The sequence below is a fragment of the Streptomyces sp. NPDC056734 genome (assembly GCF_042790455.1).
Lineage (GTDB): Bacteria > Actinomycetota > Actinomycetes > Streptomycetales > Streptomycetaceae > Streptomyces.
On record NZ_JBHTZD010000030.1, the window covers coordinates 81,820 to 93,137 of the forward strand.

The following is an 11,318-nucleotide window of genomic DNA, read 5'->3' on the forward strand; positions in this document are numbered from 1 at the left end:
TCACCGTAAGGAGCTGCCGGTGCGTGGATCGATGCCTGCCCGGCGCATATCTGTGTCCGTCTGTGTCATGCGGGTCCGCGTCATGTGCTTCTTCGCGGCCGTAGGGTGGGCGGATGGACGTATTGGCTGATGCCCTTGCCGTGGCCGGAGTGCGCGGCACCGTCGCGGTCCGGATCGACGGCGGCCGGGACTGGGCCGTCTCCTGGGCGCAGAACGCCGACGCGGTGCTGTACGCGGTCACCGCCGGAAGCGCCTGGCTCACCGTGGCCGCCCAGGGGGACGGCGGGACCGAGAGGGTCGAGCTGCTGCCCGGCGATGTGGTGCTGCTGCCCACGGGCGCCGCCCACAGCATCGCGGGCGAGCCCGACCGCGCGCCGCGGAAGTGCGACCTGGCGCTCATCGACGAACTGCGGCGCACCGGAGAGGCGCTGCGGCTGGGCACCGGCGCCCCGCGCACCCACCTCCTGGGAGCCTCCTACCGGCATGACCGCGTGGTGTCCCTGCATGTCTTCGCCCTGCTGCCGCCCATCGTGCACATCCGGGGCAACCGCGCCAACACCGCGCTCGACGGCACCGTACGTCTGCTCACCGAGGAGACCGCCGACCCGCGGCCCGCGAGCGCGGTCGTCCTCGACCGGCTGGTGGATGTCGTCCTGGTCCAGTTGCTGCGCTGCTGGCTGAGCGGACACGCCGAACTGCTCCGGGGCTCCTGGCTGGGGGCCCTGGCCGATCCGCTCGTGGCCGAGGCGATGACCCTGATGCACCGGGAGCCGGAGCGGGCCTGGACCACGCAGTCGCTGGCGCGGGCGCTGGCGGTGTCGCGCTCCACGCTCACCCGGCGCTTCCAGGGCGCCACGGGCCAGTCGCCGGGCGGGTATCTGACGCAGTGGCGGATGAACCTCGCGGCGCGACGGCTGCGGGACAGTGACGACACGGTCGAGGCCGTCGCCCGCGCCGTCGGCTACACCTCGGTCCACGCCTTCAACCGGGCGTTCAGCCGCGCCAGGGCCATGCCGCCCGCCCGCTTCCGGCGCGACTCCCGGGACACCCGCGTCTCGGTGGCCGACCGGCCGGAGTGAGCGGGGAAGCGCCTCGCGCGGGCCGCGTGGGTGTCCTTCCCGGGGCCGCCGGCCGAGGGCGGGTGATCGGGGCCGGCGGCCCGTGTCGCGCAGGAGAGCCGCCGTCCTGCGCGTGGCCTCGCGGGAAGGGGGCCGGCTCCAGTGGACCGCTCACGACGCCCCGCCGGGAGCGTGCGGGGGCGGCCGATGTGTGCACGGGATTCACACGGGGCGCGGAGAATGCGGAAATCCCCGCCGGGTGGGCTGCGGTTCCGGAAGTCTGACTTTCCCTCAGCGTTATGGATGTTGCTCAAGTGCCTTGTTGGCCCTGAGTGAGTTGTGCGAGGGTCTACGTCCCAAGGGGAGGTAATGAACGGGGCCGGTCAGGCACCCGTCGGTGAACGAAGTCCGGCATACCGAAGTCCGGCATACCGCGGACGAATTCGCACTCCCCACGACCACGCCAAAAAGGTACACACCAACTCCGACCAACTCGGACCCCTTTTCGGCGACCTGAAATCCTGTGTGTCACGCGTGCGTGGGAAGGAATCCGCTCAGTGCCCACCCCCCACCCCCCTCGTCCGCCCTACCCCCCGCCGGGCGGGATGCCCGGAGAATCCGATGAGTCCCTCGCCGCCCGGCTCAGCGGCAGCACGGACCGGGAAGTCGCCCATTCCACCGCCCTGCTGACCGCCCGCCACTGGCGCCCGGTCCACGACTACGCCGTGATCTGCCTGGCGGCGTCCTCCGACCTCGCGGACATGGTCACGGGCGCCGCGTTCCACCAGGTCCTCGACCGGCTGACACTGGGCGAGCAGGCCGTCGCACTGCGCCCGCGCCTGCTGGTGGCCGTGCGGGACACCGTCCGGCTCTGGTCGGCCGACGACCGCATAGCCGCCGTCCACCCTGATGTACGGAAACCGGCCGGCGGACGTGGCATGCGCACGGCAAAGTCACTCACGCCGGAAAACCGGGTGCTCGCCGAACGCGCATTCAAGGGTCTTACCGGACTCGCCCAGTGCCTGCTCTGGCACCACGAGGTCGAGGCGGAGCCGATATCCGTTCCCGCCGCACTGCTCGGCCTGGATCCCGACAGCGCGTCGGCGGGACACGAACAGGCACGGGACACCTTCCGCGAGGGCCTGGTCCGCGCCCACCGGGAACTCGCCCCGAGCAAGGACTGCGGTTACTACAACCGCCTTCTCGACGTTCCGATCCGCCGCGGCGGCGCACTGCTGCCCGATGTGCGGCAGCATCTCGCCGAGTGCCGGTACTGCCGGGACGCGGCCGAACAACTGAGCCATTTCGAGGGCGGGCTGGACCTGCTCCTCGCCGAGGCCGTCCTCGGCTGGGGCGCCCGCCGCTACCGCGACTCCCGCCCCGGCCGCACCGACCCCGCCCGCCGCCCCGGCCGCGGCATGCCCGGCGGACGCCACCGGATCGTCTCCCGCTTCCCCCTCCCGCTGCGCCGCCCCGACCCCGCCCGCGTCCGCTCCCCCCGGGCCCTGATCACCGGCGTCGGCCTGGTCCTTGCCGGGCTGCTGGCCGTCGTCCTGACCGCGACCCTGTGGGGCGACGGCGGCACCGCCGACCCGGTCGCCTCGGACGGCGCCCCCGGCGGTGGCCCCCAGGGCTCCGGTGCCTCCGCCCCGCCCGGCGCCGCCGCTCTGCCCGGCGCCCCCTACCGGACCCGGCTGCACAATGCCGCCACCGACGCCTGTCTCGCCGTCCGCGGCGACGCCGCGCCGGGCGCCGGGACCGAACTCGCCGTGTGCTCGGCGGCCCCGGCCCAGCAGTGGTCGTACGAGGCCGACGGTCTGCTGCGCAGTGTGGCGGCCCCGGACCTCTGTCTCGACTCGCACGCCGACGCCGGGGTGGTGATCCTCGGCCGCTGCGCCGACCAGGACTCCGACCGGGCCGACGACGTCCGCTACGACCTCACCGGCCAGGGCGAACTCCTGCCCCGCTGGGACGACCGGCTCGCGCTCGCCCCCACCACCGGGGACCTGGCCGCCGACATCGTCGTCAAGGTCCGCGACGGCTCCGACCCGCAGCGCTGGGGCACCGACACGCCCCCGACGGGCCCCGGCTCCCTGTCCATCGAGAGCGCCGGATCGTCACCGAGGGCGGTGGAGGCGGCGGACCGGGACGATACGACTCGCGGGGGCTAACCGGCGCTCGCCGGGAAGAACGCCTTCGGCAGATACGCCGACACGACCCAGTTGGGCGCGTCGACCACCTCGGTGATCCGCAGGTCGACGGCCACGCTGCACAGGACGTAGGCGTCCACCGGGGCCAGCCCGTAGGTGGTGCCGAGGTGGTCGATCATCGCGCGGGTGGCGTCCTGGGCGGCGGTCATCAGGTCCGGTGCGACGCCCATCGTGGCGTAGTAGCCGGCCCGGTCGTCACCGGCCCTGGGGGAGCCCGCCGTCTCGAACCGAGGCCCCGTGATCCGGCGCCCCTTGTGCAGCCGGACCCGTGCCGCCCCGCTCATCGACGCCTCGATCGCGCTCACGCACAGCTCGCCGTCGCCCTGTGCCGCGTGCGGATCCCCGAGGGCCAGCCGGGCGCCGGGCACCTGCACCGGCAGATACAGCTTGGTGCCGGTCACCAGGTCCCGGCAGTCGACATTGCCGCCGAAGCGGCCCGGCGGCAGCACGTTCTGCGGCTCGGTGACATCGGGACAGACCCCGACCACCCCGCAGAACGGCCGCATCGGCACCCGCGCGACCCCGAGGAAGTCGGCGCTGCTCCCGTCGGTCAGGTCCCACAGGTGCAGATGGGCGTCCGGGAAGTCGTCGGCGAGCAGTCCGAGCCCTGGCAGCACCGCCGTCCAGCCCCAGTCCACCGACCGCATCTCAAGGAACTCCACCTCCAGCACGTCCCCCGGCTCCGCCCCCTTCACCAGGATCGGCCCCGCGAGCGGATACACCCGGTCCCAGTCGAACCCCGCCACCACGGCGGCCGTCGACTCCGGGGTGAACTGCCCGCCCGTGGCCTCGGTCAGTTCGAACTCCACGGTGTCGCCGTCCGCCACCTCCAGCGCCGGCTCGTGCTCGACCGACCACAGCCGGTGCGGTTCCTTCGGGACGAGATGGTGGCTCATGGGACCGTCCTCACCTGATCAGTGACCTGCCGGTGCCCCGGACTCTGCCCTCACGATGACCGGAAATCAAGCCTGAGGGGCGAATTCCGTTGACCGTGAGGCAGTCGGGCGGCCGGGGGAGGTGTGGGGCCGGGAGGCGTGGTGACCTGTCCGTACGGCGGTCAGTGCGGGGTTGTGGGCAGCGGGCGGGGCTCGATCCGCTCCTCCACCGCCGCGTCGCCCTCCCGCCGGACCAGATAGGCGCCCTTGCCCGCCACCTCCGTCACCGCCTCGACGAGTTCCGTGCCCCGGTAGACCAGCCCCACCCCGTCGTCCGTGCAGTGCGCCTCGGTGAAGGTGCCGTCGGCGACCAGCCGGTGGATCAGCGGCCGGCGACCCGCGTCGACGTCGTAGTGCACCCCGTTGCCGTACGGCAGCAGCCCGAGGCTGTCGGTGATCGGACGCAGTCGCGGCCCGTACGAGTCCGTCGCGCCGCCCTGGAACCAGCACAGGGATCCGGCGCTGACCCCGCTGAGCACGACGCCCTCCTGCCAGGCGCGGCGCATGATCCGGTCCAGGCCGTGCACCCGCCACACCGCCAGCAGATTCGCCACCGAGCCGCCCATGACCCAGACGACGTCCTGTTCCAGCACCGCCGCCTCGATGTCGTCGACGTTGGGCATGGGGAACAGATGCAGCGGCGTCAGATCGAACCCCGCGATCCGCGCCGCCTCCGTCATCCGGGAGGTGAAGTGCTCGGCGTCGCCGATGGCCGTGCCGACGTACATCACGCGCGGCCGCCGGCCGTGCGCCCCGGAGAGGTCCACGGCGTGATGGACCAGCGAGTCGAACAGCACGCGGGTACGGGTGCCGGCGCGATGACCGCCGGAGGTGGCGAGGATGGTGGGTTCGGATGCCGTCATGCCGATGATCGTATCCACGCGGCTGAGGGGGATTGGCGGGGCGGTGGTGGGGTGGTGGTCCGGACTCCCGGCGCTTCTGGAGTGCGGCAGTTCGGACGCCCGGCGATCCGGTGGCCCAGCGTCCCGACGTCCCGACGTCCCGGTGGCCTGACGGTCCGGCGGGCCCGATGGCCCTCGCGGACCGTCAGTGGGCGGGCGAGCCCGACGCGCCCGACCGCTGACGGTCCTTCGGGTCCCGGTGTGTCCGGCCTCCTACCGCTGCCAGCCCGCCTGTGCGTTGCGCAGGGCGCGGGTGGCGGTCTGCCCGCCCGCCACGGCCAGGGCGAGTTCGTCGGAGAGGAGTTGGAGGTTGGCGGGGTCGGCCGGGCCCTTGGGCCAGACGACCGGGGTGCCGCGCAGTCCGGAGCGGATCAGTTCGACGGCGGTCGGGGTGGTCGCACCGTAGGTCGCCGAGTTCAGCACGCTGGTGCGGTTGGGGTCGATGGCGCTGTTCTTCTGGGTGGTCTCCCAGAGCATGGTTTCCTTGCTCGTCGCCCACTTGATGTAGGCCAGCGCCGCCGTGCGCTTGCTGGACGCCGAGGACACGCCGAGTGCGTAACCGCCGTTGAGGGGTGTGCGGCGGCGCCGGTTACGGCCGCCGAGCGGCAGGGCAACCGCGCCCCACTTCCCGGCGATCTGCGACAGCGCGGGGTCGTCGGCCCGCCGCGCCAGGCCGGTCCAGGACTCGATCAGCCCGAGCTGCCCGGCGAGGAACGCGTTGGTGGCGGGGTCGAAGCTGGGCTGATCCGGCGAGATGTACAGCGAGGAGGGCACGACCTCGACCAGATGCCGGGCGGCGGCGACGGCCGCGTCCGTGGTGAGCGTCGGGCGGCCCGAGCTGTCGACGAGATCGCCGCCGTACCCGATGAGCCGGTTGATGAAGCAGCACCCGAGCCCCATCACGTGCGGCTGGCGCTGGAGCACCGCGCCGTAGTGCTCGCCCGCCCCGCCCTGGGTGATCTTCGCGGCCACGGAGTCGAACTGGTCCCAGGTCGCCGGGGGCTGGAGGCCGTACGCGTCGAGGAGTTCGCGGTTGTAGAAGACGAGATGCTGGTCGCCGTCGTAGGGCAGGCCGTAGCGGCGTCCGTCGTGGAGGGTGTAGGCGTCGTAGATGGACGGCAGGAAGTCCTTGGTGTTCAGGTCGCGTTGGGACTTGATCCAGGAGGTGAGATCGACGAGCGCGCCCGCGTCCGCGATCGCGCCCAGACCGTAGTAGTAGTAATCGAAAATGTCGAACGCGGCCGTCCCGCTCTGGACGTCGTCGATGATCCGGTCCGTCAGCTGTATGTAGTCGGTGGACGTCACCTCCACCGTGCCGCCGGTCAGTTGCTGCCAGACCGGTGCCAGGACCGTGCGATGCATGGCGATGTGCGGGGAGTTGACAAGGATCTTGAGGGTGACCCCGGTGAAGTCGGGGAAAGGCACGGCGGCCGGAGCGGCGCTGGCCGTGGCACCGAGGGGCAGCAGCGCGGGGCCGGCCACGGCGAGTGAGGCTGCACCGCGCAGGAGAGTGCGGCGGGACGAGCGGGCGGGATACGGAGAGGACACGGGCATTCCTTCAGGAGGGGACGACGGAGATCTACTCGCATCCTGAGAAAGGGGTCAAGCTTACGGAACGATCTCTGGGTAAATACACAGAAATCTGATAGTCGTGGAGGGCGGTGCAGGCGGGTCGATCACCTCGGTGCCTCGGTCGGATCGACCATGACCTCCGATGCGGGAGAGGCGCGGCGCGACCCCGCCACCCGGGCGGATACCGGCGAGTAGGTGCGGTCGCGTCCAGCGGGCGGAGGGCGTCGGTCCCGCGTGGCGGAGGGCGTCGGTCCCGGCGTCGGTCCCGCCTGGCGGCGGCTCTCCTCAGCGCCTGGGCCGGCTCGCCCGGCCGGGACGGCGTCGGCCCCGCCTCCCGGCCGACCCCGACAGCGTCAGGGCGCCGACGCAACCCCCGGCACCGGCAATCGCCGGGACGGTCACTCGCCCCCGGTGAAGCCTCCCGTGCTCAGGACGTGTTCGCGTCCGGGCCCTGGGAGCGCACCCGGTGCACCTGCTCCAGGGATGTGCGCAGCTCCGCCAGCCAGTCGTCCGCGTGGCGCTGCACCAGGCGGACGCACCAGGCCAGGGCCTCGCTGCGGCTGCGGGCCACGCCGCCCGCTATGAGGGTGTCCAGGACCTGGCGCTCGGGCTGGCGCAGGCGGGTCATCACGGGGGCCGCGACATGCGTGAACAGGGCGCGCTCGGTGCCGCAGACCACGCCCCAGGACACCTTGCGGCCGAAACGCTGCTCCGCCTCGCGGGCGACCGTCACCCGGGCCTCGCGAGTGCGCTCCCGGAATTCCTGGATGCGGCCCTGCGCCGCCGCCTCGCGCTCGGTGGCCGAGGCGCCCTCGGTGAGCCGGGGTTCGGGAATGCGGCCGATCACGGTGATCTCCTCGCGGTCGACCGTCACCTCGGTCACCTCCTCGAAGAGATCCTCCGGCAGCCGGCCCGCGAACCAGCCGCGTACTTTCTCGATCTGCTCTGAAGTAATCATGTAATGACGATTACTCCGTAGCGGGTGGAAAACAAGGCGCGGCGGAGGTTATCCGCCGAGAGCGGAATCGGAATGTTTCAGGCCGATTAAAGAGCCTGGACAAAGCGGCTATCCGGCCAGCGCCGACGATCAAGAACCGCGTGAAATCGCGGTGGCGCCGCTCCGGCTCCGTGACTTCACGCCACTGATTCAATACGCAAGGTTACTGAAATCCATGGGGTCGAGATGAGTTTCCGCGCCGGACTCGGCAGACTCACGCCCTCCTGGCCGGAAGGGCTGGAGAGACCCGTCTCTCGTGGTCCTTCCGCAGGGCCGAGGTCGCCGGTTCCCGTGGGCGCGGCAAGGGGGTCCGCGTGGGGGAAGAAGGGGCCCCTGTCACGGGGTGGCGATCTCGCACAGGGGGTCGGTGGGCGGAGTGGGGCCGCCCGCCGACCCCGACAGGGCTCCGCGCCCTACATGCCTTGACTGGAATATAACTCGCGAGGCATATTGGCCTCATGTCCGACGACGCGCTCTGGGCCGCCCTCGCCGATCCCCATCGGCGGGCCATCGTCGCGCTGCTCCTGGAGCGGCCGAGGACGGTCGGCGAGATCGTGGAGCGCGCCGGGCTGAGCCAGCCGAGCACCTCCAAGCATCTGAAAGTGCTGCGCGAGGCGGGACTGGTCCGGGTACGGCAGGACGCGCAACGCCGTGTCTACGCCCTGAACCTCGCGCCCATCGCCGCCCTCGACACCTGGCTCACGCCCTACCGCGAACTGTGGAACCGCAGCCTGGACGCCCTCGGCCACCGCCTCGACACGCCCGATCACGGGACGGACCCCGCGTCGGCCGGGACGGACCCCGCGTCGCCCGGGTCGGAATCCCGGTCCGGCAGGACGGACGCCCCACCCGCCCGTACGCCGTCGGACCGCACCGAGTCACCCCCACCCACGGACTGACCTCCCCACCGAAGGACTGATCCACCATGACCGCCGATCTCACCGGCACCTATCTGACCCTCGACGACGGCCGCCCGGCGATCCGGTTCCGCCGTGACTACGACCACCCGATCGACCGCGTCTGGCACTTCGTCACCGACCCCGACGAACTCGCCGGCTGGTTCCCCTCCCGCGCCGAGATGGACCTGCGGCCCGGCGGAGCCGTCACCTTCTCCGGCGACCCCGGCATGGCGGACCACCCCGGCCGGATCATCGCCGTCGACGCACCCCGCCATCTGTCGTTCGAGTGGGGCGGCGACGAACTGCACTTCGACCTGGAGGCGCTGGACGACAGGCGCACCCGCTTCACCCTCACCAACGTCCTGGTCGCCACGGACACCGCCGCCCGCAACGGCGCCGGCTGGGAGGTCTGCCTCTCCGCCCTGGACGCCAAGGCGCGCGGCGACCGTTTCCAGGGCCCGCACGCCGGGCCCGGCGCCCCGTGGCAGGGCTTCTACGAGGGGTATGTCGCCGCCGGTTTCCCGTCCGGCGCGGCGATCCCGGGCGCCGACGCCTGACCGGCGCTCCGACCGTCCTCCGCCCCGCGGCGCCCCCGCGCCGAACGACTGTGCGAGCCGGGCGCGTTGTGCCACTGTGTGTGTCGACACATGCTCGAACGGCTCGAACGGCACCAGGATCACCCTGTCCGGGCAGGACGCCGAGACCGCTGCCCGACTGCTGGCCGCCCTCGACGAGTAGGGCCGCCGACGTGGACACCTCGGCGTCACCCGCGAGATCCGCCGCCGTACTGATCGGGGTGAGCCGGTACGACCATCTGGAGCCGTTGTCCGGCGTCCAGGGCAATGTGACCGACCTCGCCGCCCAGCTGCGCGACCCGTCGATATGGGGGGCTGCCCGCCGGCCAGTGTCTGGTGCGGCTCGACCCGGTCAGCCCGAGCGCGGCACTCTCGAACATGCCTTCGTCTATCCCCAACGAGGGCTGCGTACCCGCGCGTTGGGGCGGGCCGACGCCGTCGAACCGGACCTGTCGGTGCGGGAGACGCGGGCCGGTGACCGGTACCTGCTGTGCACCGACGGTCTGAGTTCCGTGGTCTCCGACGAGGTCGACCGCCGGTGAGCGCTTGGCCCACGCCAACCGCCACCGCACCAGCTCACGCAGCCGCCCGCCGCCGTCCATGAGGAGCCGTGCGGAAGGGCGCCGGCCCGCGGGACCGAGGCGCGGGCCAGGGGGACGAAGGCGCCGGTGAGTTGGGGATTGGGGATTGAACGCCGCGTGCGCCCCGTGCGTACCAGTGGCCAGCCAGGCGCCCCCCACCACCGCCGCGCACGGCGGCGGAGCCCGTCCCAGGAGGTCGAGAAGGTTGAGTCACCAGCGAATCCCGAAGCGCAAGGCCGCCATAGTGGCGGGCGGTGTCGTGGCGCTCGGAGCCGCGGCCGTCCTGCTGCCGAACGCCAACGCCTCCCAGGACACCGCCGCGGAGCAGGTCGCGCCGCGCACGCTCAAGGCGCAGGACGCCTCGGACCTCGCCGCCCAGCTCGCCGGAGCGCTCGGTGACGCCTTCGCCGGCTCCTACTACGACACCGGCAGCCGGCAACTCGTCGTGAACGTCACAGGGGACAACGACCAGCTCGTCCTTGAGGCCAGGAGCGCGGGCGCGGCCGTACGGGAGGTCGACAACAGCACCGCCGAACTCACGTCGGCCGCCGGGACGCTGACGAGCGAGGCGGCCGTCCCCGGCACCTCCTGGGCCGTCGACCCGCGCACCAACAAGATCCTGGTCACCGCCGACTCCACCGTCACCGGCGCCCGCTGGGACCAGGTGGAGAGCGCCGTCGAGCGGCTCGGCGACGGCATGGCCACCCTGAGGAAGTCGGCCGGTACCTTCCGGACCTTCCTCTCCGGCGGCGATGCCATCTTCGGTGGCGGCGCCCGCTGTTCGGCCGGCTTCAACGTCACCGCCGGTGACGGCGCCCCCGCCTTCCTCACCGCCGGGCACTGCGGCGTCGCCACCGCGCAGTGGTCCGACGCACAGGGCGGCGCCCCCATCGGCACCGTCGACCAGGCCGTCTTCCCCGGTGCGGGCGACTTCGCGCTCGTCCGCTACGACGACCCGGCCACGCAGGCGCCCAGCGAGGTCGACCTGGGCGACCAGGCCGTCCCGATCAGCCAGGCCGCCGAGGCGACGGTCGGGCAGCAGGTCTTCCGGATGGGCAGCACGACCGGCCTCGCCGACGGCCAGGTCCTCGGCCTGGACGCCACCGTCAACTACCCCGAGGGCACGGTCACCGGCCTCATCCAGACGAACGTGTGCGCCGAACCCGGCGACAGCGGCGGCTCCCTGTTCACCCAGGACGGACTCGCCATCGGCCTCACCTCCGGCGGCAGCGGCGACTGCGCGACCGGGGGCGAGACCTTCTTCCAGCCGGTGACGACCGCTTTGGCGGCGGTGGGCGCGACGCTGGGCGCGGGTGCGGGGGAGCAGAGTGGTGGTGCGGGGGACGCGTCCGGCGTCGGTGACGGCTCGGGTGACGGCTCGGGTGACGGCGGCTCCGGGTCCGATGACCAGTGGCAGGGCGGACACCAGGCGGACGGCTCCGCGCTGACCAGGACCCACTGACCGCCACCCCACCCCCACCTCCACCTCCACCCGCGGCCGGTGGCGGTACGGTGGCCCGGCCCCCCGGCGGGAGATGCTGTTGGTTAATTCGGGCCTGGTTGCTTCGCCCCGTCGCTATGCGGCGGGG

General features: G+C 72.5%; 9 protein-coding genes and 1 pseudogene. 6 read left to right on the forward strand and 4 right to left on the reverse strand.

All coding sequences use genetic code 11. From position 1 onward, the window contains the following. The first annotated feature begins 113 nt into the window (after positions 1 to 113). Both ACFRFC_RS33570 and ACFRFC_RS33575 read left to right on the forward strand, forming a co-directional pair. A complete protein-coding gene (locus ACFRFC_RS33570; protein ID WP_382693711.1) occupies positions 114 to 1,079 on the forward strand; it encodes an AraC family transcriptional regulator in 966 nt (321 codons plus the stop codon). 536 nt (positions 1,080 to 1,615) lie between these two features. Continuing rightward, on the forward strand, positions 1,616 to 3,229 hold the full coding sequence (locus ACFRFC_RS33575; RefSeq protein ID WP_382693709.1) for an RICIN domain-containing protein: 1,614 nt from the start codon (positions 1,616 to 1,618) through the stop codon (positions 3,227 to 3,229). Here ACFRFC_RS33575 and ACFRFC_RS33580 read toward each other — a convergent pair. The 4 genes from ACFRFC_RS33580 to ACFRFC_RS33595 all read right to left on the reverse strand — a co-directional run bounded on the left by ACFRFC_RS33580 (position 3,226) and on the right by ACFRFC_RS33595 (position 7,635). Then, entirely contained in the window at positions 3,226 to 4,164 is a 939-nt protein-coding gene (locus ACFRFC_RS33580; protein ID WP_382693707.1) for an acetamidase/formamidase family protein, read from the reverse strand. The genes ACFRFC_RS33575 and ACFRFC_RS33580 overlap by 4 nt on opposite strands. 161 nt (positions 4,165 to 4,325) lie before the next feature. Further along, the gene (locus ACFRFC_RS33585) at positions 4,326 to 5,066 is read right to left on the reverse strand and encodes a Type 1 glutamine amidotransferase-like domain-containing protein (RefSeq protein ID WP_382693705.1); all 741 of its coding nucleotides are present in this window, start codon (positions 5,064 to 5,066) and stop codon (positions 4,326 to 4,328) included. Positions 5,067 to 5,318: 252 nt separating this feature from the next. Next, a complete protein-coding gene (locus ACFRFC_RS33590; protein WP_382693704.1) occupies positions 5,319 to 6,653 on the reverse strand; it encodes an ABC transporter substrate-binding protein in 1,335 nt (444 codons plus the stop codon). A gap of 451 nt (positions 6,654 to 7,104) precedes the next feature. After that, entirely contained in the window at positions 7,105 to 7,635 is a 531-nt protein-coding gene (locus tag ACFRFC_RS33595; protein ID WP_382693702.1) for a hypothetical protein, read from the reverse strand. Positions 7,636 to 8,132: 497 nt separating this feature from the next. Between ACFRFC_RS33595 and ACFRFC_RS33600 the strand changes: the two genes are divergently transcribed. The 4 genes and pseudogenes from ACFRFC_RS33600 (at position 8,133) to ACFRFC_RS33615 (ending at position 11,191) form a co-directional block, all read left to right on the forward strand. Then, complete coding sequence (locus tag ACFRFC_RS33600) at positions 8,133 to 8,573, forward strand: ArsR/SmtB family transcription factor (protein ID WP_382693701.1); 441 nt, start codon at positions 8,133 to 8,135, stop codon at positions 8,571 to 8,573. Positions 8,574 to 8,599: 26 nt separating this feature from the next. Further along, positions 8,600 to 9,130 (forward strand): SRPBCC family protein, encoded by a 531-nt coding sequence (locus ACFRFC_RS33605; RefSeq protein WP_382693699.1) that lies wholly within the window; start codon positions 8,600 to 8,602, stop codon positions 9,128 to 9,130. 380 nt (positions 9,131 to 9,510) lie between these two features. Then, positions 9,511 to 9,675: pseudogene (locus ACFRFC_RS33610) on the forward strand (PP2C family protein-serine/threonine phosphatase); the annotation flags it as partial. Between the two features lie 259 nt (positions 9,676 to 9,934). Further along, positions 9,935 to 11,191, forward strand: coding sequence for a S1 family peptidase (locus ACFRFC_RS33615; protein WP_382693698.1), 1,257 nt, complete (start codon positions 9,935 to 9,937; stop codon positions 11,189 to 11,191). Positions 11,192 to 11,318: the final 127 nt, after the last annotated feature.